Source organism: Moorena sp. SIO4G3, from assembly GCF_010692305.1.
Taxonomy (GTDB): domain Bacteria; phylum Cyanobacteriota; class Cyanobacteriia; order Cyanobacteriales; family Coleofasciculaceae; genus Moorena; species Moorena producens_A.
In genome coordinates, this window is the sequence record NZ_JAAHIG010000034.1 from 28,031 (window position 1) to 45,946 (window position 17,916).

11 protein-coding genes are annotated in these 17,916 nt (G+C 43.9%); 7 read left to right on the top strand and 4 right to left on the bottom strand.

Going from position 1 to position 17,916, the window contains the following annotated elements; all coding sequences use genetic code 11:
* Positions 1 to 44 precede the first annotated feature (44 nt).
* Positions 45 to 1,382, bottom strand: a complete 1,338-nt coding sequence (locus tag F6J99_RS08955; RefSeq protein ID WP_293112617.1) for an endoribonuclease — start codon at positions 1,380 to 1,382, stop codon at positions 45 to 47.
* Positions 1,383 to 2,028: 646 nt separating this feature from the next.
* Between F6J99_RS08955 and F6J99_RS08960 the strand changes: the two genes are divergently transcribed.
* The 3 genes from F6J99_RS08960 to F6J99_RS08970 all read left to right on the top strand — a co-directional run bounded on the left by F6J99_RS08960 (position 2,029) and on the right by F6J99_RS08970 (position 3,074).
* Positions 2,029 to 2,178: a hypothetical protein gene (locus tag F6J99_RS08960; RefSeq protein ID WP_293112618.1), complete on the top strand. Its 150-nt coding sequence runs from the start codon at positions 2,029 to 2,031 to the stop codon at positions 2,176 to 2,178.
* A gap of 127 nt (positions 2,179 to 2,305) precedes the next feature.
* Complete coding sequence (locus tag F6J99_RS08965) at positions 2,306 to 2,722, top strand: helix-turn-helix domain-containing protein (protein WP_070393243.1); 417 nt, start codon at positions 2,306 to 2,308, stop codon at positions 2,720 to 2,722.
* Positions 2,723 to 2,888: 166 nt separating this feature from the next.
* A complete protein-coding gene (locus F6J99_RS08970) occupies positions 2,889 to 3,074 on the top strand; it encodes a hypothetical protein (protein WP_293112619.1) in 186 nt (61 codons plus the stop codon).
* Here F6J99_RS08970 and F6J99_RS08975 read toward each other — a convergent pair.
* Positions 3,071 to 3,346: an HNH endonuclease gene (locus F6J99_RS08975; protein WP_293112620.1), complete on the bottom strand. Its 276-nt coding sequence runs from the start codon at positions 3,344 to 3,346 to the stop codon at positions 3,071 to 3,073. The two genes, F6J99_RS08970 and F6J99_RS08975, sit on opposite strands and share 4 nt — an antisense overlap.
* A 173-nt stretch (positions 3,347 to 3,519) precedes the next feature.
* Between F6J99_RS08975 and F6J99_RS08980 the strand changes: the two genes are divergently transcribed.
* Both F6J99_RS08980 and F6J99_RS08985 read left to right on the top strand, forming a co-directional pair.
* Positions 3,520 to 4,425, top strand: coding sequence for a sialate O-acetylesterase (locus F6J99_RS08980; protein WP_293112621.1), 906 nt, complete (start codon positions 3,520 to 3,522; stop codon positions 4,423 to 4,425).
* Between the two features lie 74 nt (positions 4,426 to 4,499).
* Entirely contained in the window at positions 4,500 to 6,224 is a 1,725-nt protein-coding gene (locus F6J99_RS08985) for a trypsin-like peptidase domain-containing protein (protein ID WP_293112622.1), read from the top strand.
* Between the two features lie 17 nt (positions 6,225 to 6,241).
* Here the strand turns inward: F6J99_RS08985 and F6J99_RS08990 are convergent, their stop codons facing one another.
* Positions 6,242 to 6,382 carry a hypothetical protein gene (locus tag F6J99_RS08990; RefSeq protein WP_293112623.1) on the bottom strand — a complete coding sequence of 47 codons (141 nt, stop codon included), beginning with the start codon at positions 6,380 to 6,382 and terminating at the stop codon, positions 6,242 to 6,244.
* 88 nt (positions 6,383 to 6,470) lie between these two features.
* Positions 6,471 to 8,033 carry a pentapeptide repeat-containing protein gene (locus F6J99_RS08995; protein WP_293112624.1) on the bottom strand — a complete coding sequence of 521 codons (1,563 nt, stop codon included), beginning with the start codon at positions 8,031 to 8,033 and terminating at the stop codon, positions 6,471 to 6,473.
* A 58-nt stretch (positions 8,034 to 8,091) separates the two neighbouring features.
* Between F6J99_RS08995 and F6J99_RS09000 the strand changes: the two genes are divergently transcribed.
* Positions 8,092 to 8,931, top strand: a complete 840-nt coding sequence (locus F6J99_RS09000; protein ID WP_293112625.1) for a prephenate/arogenate dehydrogenase — start codon at positions 8,092 to 8,094, stop codon at positions 8,929 to 8,931.
* A 393-nt stretch (positions 8,932 to 9,324) separates the two neighbouring features.
* Entirely contained in the window at positions 9,325 to 17,862 is an 8,538-nt protein-coding gene (locus tag F6J99_RS09005; protein WP_293112626.1) for a non-ribosomal peptide synthetase, read from the top strand.
* Positions 17,863 to 17,916: the final 54 nt, after the last annotated feature.

Genomic DNA, 17,916 nt, shown 5'->3' on the forward strand with positions numbered 1-17,916 from the left:
CAAGATTAACCTAAATACCAAGTGATTAACCTGATTCGAGATGACTAGTTAAATTGAAAGATGTTACCAGAACGAGCACGAGAGTATTTAACTGTTGCTATCTGGTTAGAGGAGCGATCGCGTACTGTGATCAATCCTGATTTATTGCTCAACTGCATAGAGGATTGAGTTAAACGGGTGATGGGGAAGCGCTTAACTTCTAAGGGCTGAAGAATCCCACTCAGGAGTTGGGGACGACCTAGTTTATCTGCCATCTCCCAGCCAGTGAGGTCAATGGCTTCACTGGTCACATTCTTCAACTCAACCCACTCCCTTCCCCCTTCATCGGAGCCTTCAGGATTAGGTAATGCCGCTACGACTACCACAGGACCATCATTCTTGATGATACCCTCTACTCGCACAACTTTTGTACCATCCTCTTCTTTTGTGCCATCCTTGCTCAGGAAGATGGGAAAGAAGGAACGAATAAACTCGCCACGGCTACCATTGGGATTGGTACTGCGGTAGAGGACTAAATCGTAAGTGGCATCATTGATAGTAATTCGAGCCTTGTCACGAATTTTGCCGTAGACACTTTCATAATAGGCAACGGTTGCGAGCGCGATTTCACATTCAGGGCTTGGTCCAACAAAAAATCCCCCTTTCTCCTTGAACAATTTAGCAATAACATTGCCTCGAATATCAGTCACATTTTGGGTCATTTGTAACGTGACAACGTTGGGATTATTCGGTCCTTGATTACCTCGTAAGTCATACTTGTAGCCGAGAAAATTAACTCTATGATTTTGTTCATCAAGGTAGAATTTTACCCATGAGTGATAACCAGAAATGCTGCCAAGGGTTTCTCGTTGATCTCCAGAGCGGATATTGTATTTTCCTTCCCCAACAAATACATGCTCAAAGCCAGAAGCAAAGTGAGTTGATTTGCCCCTGAAGTAATTGGTGTAGAGTTCAAACCAGATGCGCTGTAGCTTGAGTCTAAATTGCTGCTCCGAAAGAGTTTCACCTAACTCTTCGTTAATATAGTTTCGGGCAAGCTGTATCGGTTTTGTAGACATAATCAGAGAAATAAAATCTAACTGCTCATGTTCTTCTTCTTCAGGAGTAACTTCTGGGTCAACAGAGCGGATAGCGTAGTTATCTAAAAGTTTAATGAAACTAGCATAGGTGCGGGTTTCATCGAATAATTTGTCTTCATTGACTTTATAGAATAAGGGTCGGGTGGCTAAGTCGATTTCCCGTTGACCACTAGCTTTGACCTGCTCATCTAATAGAATGTCAGCAGTTTCGTCTTCCCATTCTCCGGAGCTAGTGCGAGTGCTAACCGAGAATTGGTTTTCGTCACTTTCCCAAATTTGTTTATAAATATTGGTTTCGCTCATTTCTCTATTTTATAAGTCCAATAATGTAAAGGTTGTTGAGGATATCTATGCCAAGTTGAATGATATACGGTCAACGGTCAACGGTCAATAAATTTATTCTAGGCTAAGGATTTTCAGGAAACAGCACCCTTGAGGGTACTTTTTTATTGCTCCTGAACCAGGGTATAATCTCAAATTTGATTTGTAGTTATACTCAAATCTTGCACCATTCTCAATAAGCTTGGTTCATGTAGGGTGGGCAGTGCACCAGACAGATAATGAAGCTTGCAAAGGGCTTTGGTAGGCACTGCCCACCCTACGATTAATGACTGAAGCAGGGGGTAGTTTCAAATCTGATTTGTAGTTATACCAATTCTGTAAATTATGGCTACACATCAATTTCGTCTCCCCATTTACCCCATCTCCCCGCGCCCGATACTCCTTAAGATGGCGACAATGCAATAGTTTTACAGCACCTACACCACCTATTAAACTCGCTTAACCCACTACACCCACTGCCACTACTTCGTGGCGACAATGCAATAGTTTTATAACACCCACTAAACCCATTGCTACTATTTCATTTACTAATCCTATTGCTACCACTCCACCCATCCGACCCCCGATACTCCTTAAAATTGCAACAATGTCTTGATGCAAAGCGCGAGTGGGGGAAACCACGCCAGTTGCTGGGGGAACGGCAGTCGCTCATGGGGGAAACCCCCAAGACCGCGCTGCCTCCCCAAGACCGCACTGGCTCCCCAAGACCGCGCTGCATCGCTGCAATAGTTTTAAAGCGCCCACAGCACCTATTTAGCTCACTTAACCTACTCCACCCACTCCAGCTATTCCATGACGATAATGCAATAGTTTTTCTAACCCCTTGCATTTTCTTTAAAATCTGGTTATACTAATAGTATCGTAAAAGCAATGGTTTTGCCGCCATGATGATTTCTACCGCACAAGCCGCTGATTTACTGGGTGTTTCCGCCACTCGCGTCCGTTACCTTCTGGGCAAGGGCAGAGTCAAAGGAGCGTATAAGGTCGGTAGAACTTGGGTGATTCCTTTGTTTGATGGCATGCCAGTGGTCACCCCTGGCACTCGTGGACCAAAGCGGAATTGGTCAAAGCGTACAAATTACACGAAGGCTGTAATCCACGTTAATCAGAAAGTCATTCGCCAAAATCACAACACCGGGGAACGCAATCCAGTGATTACGGTAAAACGAGGATCTAAAAACATTTACGGTCATACTGTCGAAGTCAATGGACCTTGCCGGGTGATGTATCGCCCTGATAATCCGCTACATTGTGGCGCAAGGGTCTGGATTGAGACTATCTCGGATTTTAAAGTTATCTGAGCCAGGACTATCACGGGGTAACAAGCAGCTTGAAAGCATGAAGCAGCAAGCTTTAAATCACATTGACATATCCTTTTCACGAAAAGGACAGGTATAGCATTTTTGCTGATATCTAAACCTAAGAGGTATTTTTTTATCCAATAAAACTCCGTATATCTTTCCCCTCTTGCCTTTTGCCTCTTGCCTTTTGCCTCTTGCCTTTTGCCTCTTGCCTTTTGCCTTTTTATCGAATACGTGTGTTGACAACCCAGATACAAACGCGCTTATGCGATTGACCTTGGCCTTTTGGCCTTTTGGCCACGCTACGCGAACGGCCACGCTACGCGAATGGTCACGCTACGCGATCGCTTAAGAACGATAAACCCTCACCCGCTTATCAGGCTTTTGCTTTCTGACCCATGCTAAAAACTTCTGCATCTGAGGATCATTTTTTAATGCTTCACAGGTATTCAATTCCAGAGCTAAACGAGCATTTGGGAATAACGCATGTATTTGTCGGTGACAAGCAGGACAAATATTAATGATTGGACCAGGTTTCATCTTTTTTCGCTTAGTGTTTTGTCGCGGTATTAGGTGATGAACTGTCAATCTCTCTACATCTCTTCCGCAAAGTTCACAAGTCATTGATAATGATAGAAATTATTATTTATTTAGGGACAAATTATTAGGGAGTAGGGAGTAAGGAGTAGGGAGTAGGGAGTAGGGAACTTCGAAGTTGGAAAAAATCCTGTAGACTTCATTACTACGATAACCGTAAAATCCTAAGTGTTGAACATCTCAACTAAACATGCTATATCATGAAAAATTGGTCAATAATTTCCTATATAGTTATCGGTATACTTATCGGTGCTTTTTTAGGTATTATACTACAAAAGTCTGCTCAAGTAGACCAGTTGTTCAGACGCTACGGTATCCTCAGCACTTCCACCACTAAGCATGATCAAAGCAAACCAGTTCCTGCCAATTTTCAAGGCAAGATGTCCCTGTTTATTTTGGCAGGACAGTCGAATATGTCAGGAAGTGGTAAGGTAACACCAGCCAGTGCTGTTACTCACCCGAGAGTTTTTGTTTTTGGAAACGATTACCGCTGGCATCTAGGCCAAGAACCGATTGATTCACCAACTGGACAAGTTGATCACGTCTCGGAAGATAAGTTAGCTGGAGTCAGTCCAGGGATAGCATTTGCTACTGAATTGCTCAAATACGATCCTGAGCTGATTATTGGTTTAATTCCCTGTGCTAAATGGGGTTCTAGTATTCAAGAGTGGCAAAAAAATCTCAGTGAAGATACGTTGTATGGCTCTTGCTTAAAGCGAGCCTATGCAGCTTCACCAATGGGAGAAATTAAAGGTTTACTATTCTTTCAGGGAGAAAGTGATGCCCTTAATCCTCAAGCCTACCCAAGTCGAAGATTCTTCCCTAATCAGTGGGCTGATAAATTTGTTAGGTTAGTAAAAGATTTCCGTCAAGACTTAGGTAAACCTGAGTTACCAGTAGTTTTTGCTCAAATTGGTACCACTACTGATCCAGAAAAGCTCCCGAACTGGGAAACCGTGAAAGCGCAACAGGAAACAGTCCAGTTACCAGCTACTGGGATGATTACTACAGATGACTTGGGTTTGCAAGACCATGTTCACTTGACAACGGAAAGTTATTTGATTGTTGGAAAACGATTTGCTAAAACATTTTGGACTCAAAGATAATAGTCAAAGATTATAGGGTGCATCAAGACAGGGAAAACTAGAGGAAACGTCGCCATTGATTCTGGTCAAGCTTGATGAACATCTTATCTAAAACAGTTCTTGATGCAATAGCGAGTGGGGGAAACCCCCAAGACCGCGCTGCATCGCTTCCAGCGCTTTTAGTTCCAGGGTTTTTTTTAATTGGAAGCATCGCCATCATTCCAGCAATTCCCACAGTGGTGATATCAACACCAGCGGCTAAAACTATTGCCCAACAGGTTACTGTGCGGATTGATGGTCCAAAACAGGGTGGCAGTGGGATAATTGTTGAACGCCAAGGAAATATATATTATATCCTGACTAGTGCTCATGTGCTACAAAAAGCTGGCATCTACAGGATTCAAACCCCTGATGGTAATCGTTATCCTGTAGACTCCCGCTACATCAGACGGATGCCAGGGGTAGATTTAGCGATCTTACCTTTCATTAGCACCTCTAACTACCCAGTGGCTAGGTTAGGGCATTCCCAACAAATCAGTGCAGGTCAAAGGGTTTATGTTGCTGGATGGCCCCGTTCTGGAGGTGCTTCTCAACAACGGCGGTTTGTTAATACTGAAGGATTGCTCACCGATGCTAGTTCTAAACTTCCTAGGGGATATGCTCTGAGTTATACCAATTTGGTGAGAATTGGGATGAGTGGTGGACCGGTATTAGACCATCAGGGGCGGGTAATTGGCATTAATGGTATGGTCAGATTAGTGGGCGATTCTGACACAATTGTGGCATCTGGCATTGACATTGACACCTATTTAACCTGGCGCTCTCAGCTGAAACTGCCAACTCCTGTACATACTCCTCAAGTCGGTGTCTCTCCTACAGCTGCGTCTGCCAAGACCGGAACAGTTTTCTACAAGTTGGCCAATACCCTTAAAGTAGGGACTGGCTCAGTGAGTTCTGTGGCGATTGGCACCGTTGCTCAAGGGAGATCAGTACAGGGATTGATGGCCGCTAGTGGTCATAGTGATGGCACTATCTCCCTGTGGAATCTGTCAACTGGTCAATTAATTCGTACCTGGCGAGGTCACGGTGGCGCAGTGAATACTGTGGTGATTAGTCCGGATGGTCAAACCTTAGTCAGTGGCGGTGATGACCGTATGATCAAGATCTGGAATCTTAACACGGGTAAACCCTTAGTTACCCTGACTGGACATCAAGATACAGTGGCGACTTTAGCCTTTAGTGCCGATAGCAAAACCTTAGTTAGTGGTAGCTGGGACAACACTATTAAGATTTGGCAGCTGCCTAAAGGTAAACTCTTGCATACCCTTAACGGACATTTAGGTTCAGTGAATTCTGTTGAAATCTCTCCTGATGGCAAAACCTTAGTCAGTGGTTCTCAAGATACAACTATTCGGCTGTGGAATTTAGCTACAGGTAAGTTAGTGCGTATCTTCAAGGGACATTCTCGATCGGTATCGTCTGTAGCGATTAGTCTGGATGGGAAAACCTTAGCCAGTGGTGGAGGGGACGGCACGATTCGCTTGTGGAATGTTAACACTGGTAAACTGACTAGAACCTTGACGGGTCACACAGATGGGGTGTGGTCAGTAACCATGACTAGAGATGGAAGCACCCTGATTAGCGGTAGTTGGGATAAGACCATTAAGTTGTGGGATATGAGGAGCGCTCAGTTGAAAAGCACCTTAAATGGTCATTCGGGCTATGTTGTGGCTGTTGCTTTGAGCCAGGATGGTCAAACCCTAGTTAGTGGTGGTTGGGATCAGCAGATTAGAATTTGGAGAAAGCAAATCTCTAATTAACTTGAATTAACTTGAGTTCAAGATAAGCGATTCGGCAAAGCCGACGCTTCGCGAACGCACTCATAAGCTAAAACGCATTTAAAATTGGCTTTAGCAAGGCAAAAGGCAAAAGGCAAAAGGCAAAAGGCAAAAGGCAAAAGGCAAAAGGCAAAAGGCAAAAGGCAAAAGGATAAGCAAAGTCGCTCAAACGTTGCTGAGAATTGCTATAAGAAATTGCTATAATAGATTTAGGTCTTGTCTACACCATCAACCGCTCAAATAATCCCAGGCTTTAATAAATGCAACAATTTGGCTCACTGGAGGCAGGGTTGATACTGGTCTTGATGGTGTTGTAGTGTCTTCAGATTGCTCGCTCCAGCTTGATTGATTCATCAGATACTTCCCAAAATCTTGATTAGAATAAATACTTAATGAGTAGTCTCTAGAGTTAGTAATAATTGTCTTAGTCGGAGCCATAAAAAAGTTAGCCGATGATTTTATTTCTGGTGCTAACTTAAGGGTTTTAATTGGTTTAAGCAGCTCAATAGCTTGGCCAATATTTGTAAGTAATTTATTTATTTGCTTTTTGTCTTGATTACTTAAAGTGTATATTGATCGTGAGGGTAGGCTATTTAATAAGGTCACAATATTGCGATGAGTTTGACCTCCATCTTTGAAGGGGACAATTGCCAAGTAAGCGATAATGAATAAGTCAGCGTTGTTGCTTGTAAAGGTAATGGTTGTTCTGCGGACACTCACCTCAATGCTGGGTGGTTGATTGAGCACTTCAGAAACATTGGCTATCTGATTATAAATCGAGGCTAAAGCCAAATTCGCTTTGAGGTCTAACGGGGTATCAACGATAATCTTTACCGTTGGCAGGGTCTCGTTGAAAAAGGTTTTGGCAGCTTCGGAAGACAAACGGATAATTTGACTTTGATCGCCATCAGGACTCAAGTCAACCCATTCACAGATCAGTCCTTCAGTTTTAAGACCAAACCGGGAAACGGCATATAGTTTTGCCCCAGTCAGGGTAGCACCAGTCAAATCTGCTCCAATCCAATTGGCTTTAATCAGCCTTGTCTTACTAAGATCAGCGTGTACTAAACTGGTATTAACTAAATTGGCATTGCTCAAATCAGCCCCAACTAACGTAGCTCCACTTAATTTAGCATTGCTCAGATCAGCCCAACTGAGGTTTGCTCCACTTAAATCAGCCCAGCGTAGATTTGCCCCACTGAGATCGGCTCCCCTAAAATTGGCACAGGTGAGATTTCCTTGTCTGATTTCAACCCCTTTAAGATTGCTACCGCTGAAATCGGCTTTGTACAGATTTGTTCCATTTAAGTGGGCTCCCTTCAAATTTGCTTGACTAAGGGTTGCCCCGGCTAAATTGGCTTCATTGAAGGTAGCGCGGCTGAGATTAGCTTGTCTGAGGGTGGCTTCTCGTAAATCAGCACCAGAGAGGTTTGCTGCGGTTAGATTTGCTCCACTTAGGGAACCACGAACCATCTCAGCACGAATCAGTGATGCCTGAATCAGTTGGGCACCTCTTAAATCAGCCCGAATCAAATTTGCTACATTGAGCTGTGCTTGTGTTAACTTGGCTTTAGAGAGATTGGCACCACTGAGTCTAGCAACGTTTAAGTTGGCTCTGCTGAGGTTTGTGCCGCTCAAGTTAGCACCACTTAAGTTAGTTACCCTCAGGTTAGCTTCACTCAAGTCGGCACCACTAAGAGTAGCGCTGCTTAGGTTAAGTTCAGTAAGATCCGCAGCTGTAAAATCTCTTACCCCTGCTGCATATTGTTGGATAATTTCCCTGACATTCATTACAATCTAACAAAAATTAATATTTATCATGGCATAGGCTGAATCCGGGTGAGAGACAATGAAAATTGGTATTGTAGGACTGGGATTGATGGGTGGGTCCCTGGGATTGGACTTGAGAGCACAAGGTCACCAGGTCTTGGGAGTCTCTCGTCAACCAAAAACCTGTCAATTCGCACTTGATCACGGCATTGTTGATAATGCCAGTATTGAATTAAGTATCCTAGCCACAGCAGAGGTTGTGTTTATCTGCACCCCAATAGCCGCGATCGCCTCTACTGTCAAGCATTTAGTTAACTATCTTAACAAGGATACCGTAATCACTGATATTGGTTCGGTCAAAATGCCAGTGGTTAGAGACATTGCTCCCCTGTGGGAAAATTTTGTAGGTGGTCATCCGATGTCAGGAAGGGAATACAGTGGTGTGGAAGCTGCGGTGTCGAATCTATTTGTAGGAAACCCTTACGTACTGACGCCGATTGAGACAACACCACCACCAGCACTTCAGAAGGTGGAGGAAATTGTGCGATCGCTTAAGTCATTGATTTACATCACAAGTCCAGAAAACCATGACCAAGCGGTAGCATGGATTTCTCATCTACCGGCGATGGTGAGTGGGAGTTTGATTAATGCTTGTATGCAGGAGACTGACCCAGTGGTTTTGAGGTTAGCCCAACAGTTAGCTAGTTCTGGTTTTCGTGATACTAGCCGTGTCGGAGGTGGTAATCCAGAACTGCGAGTAATGATGGCTCGTTACAATCAGGAGTCGATAATGCGTACGCTTTTAGGCTATCGCGATCGCCTTGACCAGATAATTGAGGTGATTGAACAAGAAGATTGGTCGAGTCTGGAACAAATCTTTGAAACGACTCACGTAGCGCGGAAAAAATTTGTTTCGTGAGTTTGTTGAGTTTGTTATTGAGCTAATTAGTAAGCCACCACAGAAGATCCCACCAAGCAGTGTTTATTTTAAGCTGACCGCTGAACGCTGACCGCTGAACGCGCACGCGTGCGCGTAGCGCATATGCTTACCTACTTACAGTTTTTCAAATGTAAGCAGGGACACAAAATTAATTACAAATTTTCAAAAACTGAAACTCTTTTAATTCAAGGGTTACAGAGAATTCTACTAGGTAATTAATTCGGCGCGCGGTACTTACTATGATACAGTAAGAAATTACTCTCTAATCACCTGATACTGCGTTTCTAAAAAAAATAAAGTTTTGTAAAAAAATTTTTTTCCTGTAGAATGACTTGGTATATACTGTAAAGTTGGATATCCTAAATTGGATGTATGGACAAAAAGATAATGCAGTCCAGTAACTTTATGAAGTTAGCCCTAGCGGCTACGTTTACGAGCGAACCCATAGAAGAATCTCTATATTTTTGGAGTAAAAAATTAGATTGGCGACTACAAATTCAGTTTGCTCCATACAACCAAGTTTTCCAAGAACTGCTGAACCCAAGTAGTCTCTTAAGCACCAACCAAGACGGAATCAATATCATTCTGCTCAGGTTAGAGGATTGGCAAAATAATCAAAATACATTGATAGCGACCGTAGAAGGCTCAGAAAAAGAAGCAATACTTGATTCATTCCCTTGCCATAGACTTCCAAATAACATAGAAATTGCTCACTTAAATCGCTACGAAACTGAGTATCTATATCAAGAAATTTTTATTGACAAAGCCTATTTAAAACATGGCATTAACCTAAATGATGATGCTTGTGTGATTGACATCGGGGCGAACATCGGATTGTTTACCTTATTTGTCCAACATCACTGTTACCAAGCCAAGATTTATAGCTTTGAACCGGCCATTCATGCCTTTGAAAGATTACAAGCGAACGCAAAATTATATTGTAAAGACGCAACGGTTTTCAACTGTGGATTAGGCAATCAAAATCAAGAAGAAACCTTCACATTTTATCCTAATTCGTCGGTATTTTCCAGTTTTGACGCCGATACAAAGCAAGATGAAAAAGCCCTGAGGGCAATTATTCTAAATATGTTGCGGCGATACAATTCTCTAGACGAAGTAGCACTTAATCAAGTCGCCGATGAATTTCTCGCGGGAAGACTGGAACAGCAAACCTATAAGGCTCAGTTACGCACCCTTTCTAGTATTATTGATGACTATAATATTGAGCAAATTGATTTACTCAAACTGGATGCTGAAAAAAGTGAATTAAGCATTCTCGAAGGCATTGAAGCACAACACTGGTCGAGAATTCAACAAATTGTGATGGAAGTACACGACCAAGGCGGAAATACCCTCGGTTGTGTGACTCAATTGCTGAAGGATAAAGGGTTTGAATTTGTTGTTGAAGAAGAAACCTTGCTAGAAGGGTCTGGCTTATACAATATTTATGCGACTCGTCCAGGTCAGCAATCTTCCCCACCAAGGACATTGAGCAAAAATGAAACTCAGATGGAACAGAACGTCCGGGAACTGGGAGAAGCCCTGAAAACCGCCGTTGAACGTTCCACAACTCCCCACTTGGTTTGTCTGTGTCCAACCCCTAACCGCAACGATGCGGAACTTTCCTTCTATCGGAGACTCGAACAACAATTAATCTCAGAATTAAAAGGAATTAGCAGCTTACATTGGTTGACCGCTTCAGAATTAGCCAAAACCTATCCAGTTGCCGATTATGCAGCACCTGATGGCAACGGTCATATCCCTTATACCCGGACTTTTTTTGCCGCCCTGGGTACAGGAATTGTCCGCAAGCTACAGGCGATTATTAGTAATCCCTACAAGGTGATTGTTCTCGACTGTGATCATACCCTGTGGAAAGGGGTTTGTGGAGAAGATGGGGCGACAGGGGTAGAAATTGATCAATCTCGTCAGGCATTGCAGTCATTCATTGTTAGCCAGCAGCAAGCCGGAAAACTGATCTGTCTTTGTAGCAAAAATAATGAAGAAGATGTCTTCGCAGTTTTCAATCATCATGATCAGATGCCGCTGCAACGCCATCACCTCGTTTCTTGGCGGATTAACTGGCAAGCCAAATCCCAAAACCTCAAAGCCTTAGCTGCCGAACTCAATTTAGGTCTTGATAGCTTTATCTTTATTGACGATAACCCCGTGGAATGTATGGAGGTCAGGGCAAACTGTCCGCAAGTCTTGACGTTGCAACTGCCTCCAGAAGATGATCACATTCCTTCATTCTTGCAGCATATTTGGGCGTTTGACCAACTGCAAGTGACTCAAGCCGATCAGCAACGGACTAAATTGTATCAACAAAATGTTCAACGGCAGCGTTTTCAGGAAAAATCCCTAACTTTTAAGGATTTCTTAGCTGGACTCCAGTTAGACGTTGACATTTCTCCCATGAAACCCCAGCAACTCCCAAGGGTTGCACAACTAACTCAACGCACAAATCAATTTAATTTAACCACAATCCGACGTTCAGAAGCAGAGATTCAACAATTATGTAACGCCAAGGGTTTAGAAGCTAGGGTGGTACAGGTTAAAGACCGCTTTGGGGATTATGGTCTGGTAGGGCTACTGCTGTTTGAAACCCAGTCAGATGCGATCGCATCTGATAGTTTTTTACTCAGTTGTCGAGTGCTCGGTCGTGGTGTCGAACATCAAATGTTAGCCCAATTGGGTAAAATTGCCCAACAACGGGGATTAAATTGGGTGGAAGTGAATTATCAACTCACTGCCAAAAATCAACCAGCCCTAGATTTTTTGGAGAGTGTGGCGGCATCATTTAAGCAGGAAAAGGCTGGAAAAATACGGTTTAAATTGCCGACTGCAGTAGCAACAACTATCACCTTTAATTCCCATCAGATTCCGTCGAAGCCCGTAGCAACAGAATCGATTAAAACTACTAATCACAACCCTCAAAATATAGTCCCCAATATTACCTTTGAAGAAATTGCTAATACCCTGTACAATCCCGAACAGATTATCAAGCAAATTCAAGCTAATTTTTCTCGTCCCCGTCCACAGATTGAGACTCCATTTATTGCGCCCAGTACTGCCTTAGAACAATGGTTATCTAAACTATTTGCTGAAGTGCTAAACATAAACCAGGTGGGAGTTGAAGATAACTTTTTGGAACTGGGTGGAGACTCAATTCGCGGTGCAATTTTAATCAATCAGCTCCAGAATAAACTGAATGAAATTATTCAGTTTGTGGTTTTGCTTGAGCAGAAAACGGTAGCTAAACTAACTGCTTATCTAGAACAGCATTATCCCCAAGCTCTTACCAAACTATTGGGAGAAAATGCCTCTGTCAAGACGGCAATTAAACCTGTGCTTAGGCAAAAAATCAATGGTGAGCATATTGCTGATTTCCAGAATCGGGTTAGGGCTAAACTGCAACGGGGGAAAAATTATCCCACAGGCCACACTGAAAAAAACCCTCAAGCGATTTTTATTCTGTCTCCCTATCGCAGTGGTTCAACCCTATTGCGGGTCATCTTAGGGGGACATCCCCAGTTATTTGCACCGCCCGAATTAGAACTATTAGCCTTCGATACCCTACAGCAAAGAAAAGCTGCTTTTTCAGAACGGTATCGTTTTTGGCTTGAAGGCACAGTTAGGGCGTTAATGCAAATTAAAGGGTGTGGGGCTTCTGAAGCCATGGGAATAATGGAAAACTTAGAAGCTTCGGGAACAACCACCCAACAGTTCTATCATCTATTGCAAAATAAAATATTGCAAAATCAAAGTGATGGTATTCTGGTTGACAAAACCCCCTCCTATGCCCTAGATATCGAAACATTAGAACGGGCAGAACGAGATTTTGAAAATCCCCTTTACATTCACTTGCAACGTCACCCTTATGGTGTGATTCGCTCTTGCGAAGAGATTAAACTAGAACAGGTATTTTTTGTTGAAGACCATCCTTTCTCTGGGCGAGAACTAGCCGAAGTTGTTTGGCAGCTTGCTCATCAAAATATTCTAGCCTTCTTACAGCAAATTACCCCAGCGCGTCAGTACCAGATTAAATTTGAAGATTTGGTTCGTCAACCCCAAAGTAGTGTAGAAAACCTCTGTCAATTCTTGGGTTTAGAATTCCATCCAGAAATGCTAGAACTCTACACAGACAAACAACAACGCATGACCGATGGAGTTACTGATGCCTCTCGGATGGTAGGAGATGTTAAATTTCACCAACACCAAGGAATTAATCCTGAAGTTGCCGAAAGTTGGCAGCAAGACTATGTTTTTGACTTCCTCGGGGAACAAACCTGGCAACTGGCAAATTCCCTAGGATACAGCAGTCCGACTAAGGCTATTCCCTTATTACAAGAAATACAAGGACAGACATCCTTTCCTCTATCCTTCCCTCAGCAACGGTTGTGGTTTTTGGTTCAACTAGAACCAAACAGTCCGTTTTACAATATGTTTGAAGCCGTCACTCTTGAAGGTCAGTTGAATGTGACGGTCTTAGAACGAAGTCTCAATGAAATTATTCGCCGCCACGAAGTGCTGCGAACGACCTTCACAACCGTTAATGGTGTACCTCGGCAGGTGATCGCACCAAAGTTAACGCTGAAGCTGTCAGTGATAGACTTGCAGAATGTTACCGAACAGTCGGCCATAGTCGAACAGAAAGTCCGGGAAGAGCAACTCCAAGCCTTTGACTTAGAACAAAGTCCGTTGCTGCGGGCAACTTTGCTAAAGTTAGGCTCACAATCTCACATCCTGCTGCTGGCAATGCACCACATTATTGCCGATGGTTGGTCTCTAGGTGTGTTGATTGAAGAGTTGTCTAAGCTTTATCCAGCTTTGTTAACAGACTCCCCTTCGACCTTGCCAGAGCTACCAATCCAATATGCGGATTTTACCATTTGGCAGCGGCAATGGTTAAAAGGCGATCGCTTTGAGCAACAACTCAATTACTGGAAACAACAGTTAGCTGATGCACCGCCGTTCTTAGAATTGCCGACAGACAGACCTCGCCCGCCGGTACAAACTTTCCGAGGTCGGAGTATTTCCTTTGAACTCAACTCAGACTTAACAGCAAAACTGAAAACCCTCAGCCAACAGTCGGGGGCGACATTGTTTATGACATTGTTGGCGGCTTTGACAACATTACTCTACCGTTACAGTGGTCAAGAGGATGTTTTGGTGGGAACCCCCATCGCCAACCGAAATCACCAGGAACTTGAACCATTAATTGGTTTCTTTGTCAATACCCTAGTGATGCGCACGCGACTAGAGTCAAATCCCACGTTTACTGAACTGTTGACTCAAGTGCGACAAGTAGCCTTATCTGCTTATGCTAATCAGGACGTGCCGTTTGAGCAATTAGTAGATGAGTTACAAATTGAACGGAGTTTAAGCCATTCGCCCCTGTTTCAGGTGATGTTTGCCCTCCAAAACGCCCCGATGAAGCCGTTGTCAATGCCAGGATTGACCATCGCCCCCTTCCCAGTGGAAAATCTACGAGCCAAATTTGACCTTACCCTGATGCTGTGGGAAGTTGAAACACCCCAGGGCATCTCACTTCAAGGGTTCTGGCAATATAATAGCGACTTGTTTGACAGCGATCGCATTACCCGGATGGTGGGACATTTCCAGACCTTGTTAGGGGGAATTGTCTCTGACCCAGAACAAAGAATTGGTGAGTTACCGTTGTTGACGGGAGCAGAACGGCATCAGTTATTAGTGGAATGGAACGATACAAAGGGTCCCTATCCAGACGACCAATGTATTCACCAGTTATTTGAGGTGCAAGTCGATAAAACCCCTAATGCGATCGCTGTTGTTTACGAAGCCCAAACCCTAACTTACCAAGAATTAAACGAGCGGGCAAATCAATTAGCTCATTATCTCCAAAGCTTGGGAGTCACAACAGAAACTTTAGTCGGGATTTGTATCGAGCGATCGCTGGATATGATAGTGGGACTGCTAGGCATTCTCAAAGCTGGCTGTGCTTACGTTCCCCTAGACCCAGCTTATCCGTCGGAACGCAAGGCGTTCATGTTAGAAGACTCTAATGTTACTGTACTTCTGACGCAGTCAACACTCGTAGATGGGCTACCTAACTCCTTGTTGCAGGTTATCTGCTTAGATCGAGACTGGTCGGTCATTTCACAGCATCCTCAGCAAAACCCCGGCAGTGATGTTAGCTCTAACAACTTGGTCTATATCATCTATACTTCTGGGTCTACAGGAATCCCCAAAGGAGTCGCGATCGAACATCGAGGGTTGCTCAATCTAATCGCTTGGCATCAACGAGCCTTCTCAGTTACATCGGTAGATCGTGCAACCCAACTGGCAGGTCCAGCCTTTGATGCTTCAGCTTGGGAGGTGTGGCCTTATCTGACAGTAGGAGCTAGTCTTTATATTGTTGATGAAGAAACCCGCCTATGGCCAGAGAAGCTTCGAGATTGGTTAGTGGCTAATGCTATTACTATTGCGTTTATCCCAACACCACTGTTGGAAACGATGTTGGGGCTAGATTGGTCTGGTGCTCTAGCACTACGAACAATACTGACGGGAGGGGACAAACTCCACCACTATCCAACACCCTCAATTCCATTTGAGTTGGTGAATAATTATGGTCCTACGGAGAATACAGTTGTCACGACGTCTGGCGTTGTTCCAGTCCGAGAACAAAATAACCATCCTCACATCGGTCGTCCAATTGACAACTGTTGCGTCTATATTTTAGATCGTCATCTCCAACCTTTACCAATTGGGGTTTGGGGCGAGCTGTATGTGGGAGGCTCTAGCTTAGCAAGGGGGTATTGGAATCGTCCCGATCTAACCCTTGAACGCTTCATTCACCATCCTTTGATCCATGCTGGGCGGCTATACAAAACTGGAGACTTAGTTCGTTATTTACCTGAAGGTAATATTGAGTTTGCCAATCGATTTGACACCCAGGTCAAAATTCGCGGCTTCCGCATTGAACTATCAGAAATCGAAGTCGTTATAACTCAACATCCTCTGGTTCGTGATGTGGTGGTGCTGCTAAGAGAGGATCGACCCGGTGTCAAATATTTAGCTGCCTATGTAGTTCCCAAACAAGACTATCCCAAACCAGAGGATTTACAACAGTTTATCAAAGAAAAGCTTCCCAGCTACATGGTGCCAGCTTCCTTCACTATTTTAGAAGCGTTTCCGATTACGCCCAACGGTAAAGTAGATCGTAAAGCCTTACCCTTACCAGCTCTAGAGTCGAATAGTGCTTCTAGCGAACCTAGGACAGCAAATGAAGCGATTTTAGTAAAAATTTGGCAAGATGTATTGGGACTGCGTCAAGTCGGTATTTATGACAATTTCTTTGCTCTAGGTGGAGAGTCGATTATTGCTATGCAGATTATCACCAGGGCAAATCAGGCCGGACTCAAACTTACACCCAAACAACTATTTGGACATCAAACCATTGCCGAACTGGCTGCGATCGCAGTCACCACAACTGTAACTCAAGCCGAACAAGGAGTCGTGACTGGGGCGGTTCCCCTGACGCCCATTCAACATTGGTTCTTTGAACAGGATTCACCGGAACCCCATCACTTCAATCAAGCGGTTTTGTTGGAAGTCCCCGCTGAAATCCAACCCGAATTCTTAAAACAGGCGGTTCAGCAAGTATTCCTCCATCATGATGCCTTGCGGCTACAGTATGTGCAGCAAGATGGAGAATGGCAGCAGCGTCATGGTGATATTGATGCAACGGTACCTTTCCAAGTCGTTGATTTATCGAATCATGCTGCTACCGAACAGCAAAAGGCGATCGCAGACCATGGCAATGCTGAACAACGGGCGATTGATCTGTGTCGAGGCGTGTTAATGCGGGTGATGCTGTTCCCATTGGGAAACCATAACCCTGGACGTTTACTCGTGGTTATTCATCACCTCGCCGTGGATGGTGTTTCTTGGCGAATCTTGCTAGAAGACCTATCGATGGCTTATCAACAGTTAGAACACCGAAAAGCGATCGCACTACCCCCTAAAACAACGTCCTTCAAAGAGTGGGCAATTCGTTTACAAGAATATGCCCAAGATTCACAACTCTATTCTGAGTTGGACTATTGGTTGCGTCCTGCAGCACCCATTGTGTCCTTGCCAGTGGATTATCCAGTCGTTGCTGGTGCAAATACTGTAGCCTCCCGTGCCACCGTGTCTCGTACCTTAACCGTAGAACAAACTCGTGCTTTATTACAGGATGTGCCCTCAGCTTACAATACTCAAATTAATGATGTGCTGTTAACAGCGCTCGTACAGAGTTTTGCTCAGTGGACTGGCAGTTCAGTATTCTGGGTGCATCTGGAGGGGCATGGACGAGAGGATTTGTTTACAAGCACTAACTTATCTCGCACAGTTGGCTGGTTTACAAGTCTGTTTCCGGTCTTATTAAATCTCACCGGAATCGATCATCCTGGAGAGGCTCTCAAGTTCATCAAGGAACAACTGCGACAAATTCCACAGCGGGGTATTGGCTATGGTATTCTACGCTATCTCAGTTGCGATGGAGAGGTGCCCAAAAAATTGCGATCGCTTCGAGTTCCAGAAGTCAGCTTTAACTATCTAGGACAGTTTGACCCCACTCAGTTAGCAGCCGGATGGCAATATACTCAAGAGTATAGCGGTGATCTTCACAGTCCTCTTGGGCAACGTAGCCATCTATTGAATGTTAACGGATTAGTCGCAGAAGGTCGATTAAAGCTGGAATGGAACTATAGCCAAAACATTCATCAAAAAAGAACAATTGAAGATCTCGCCAATGCTTACATGACAGCTTTAGATGGACTAATTACCCACTGCCTATCCCCAGAAGCAGATGGCTATACCCCTTCTGATTTTCCAGAACTGAATATGAATCAAGCCGAATTAGATGAAATTATTTCAGAATTATAATTATAGGAGATATTAGAGTTTATAAGCCAATAAAATATTAGAGTAAAACCTAAT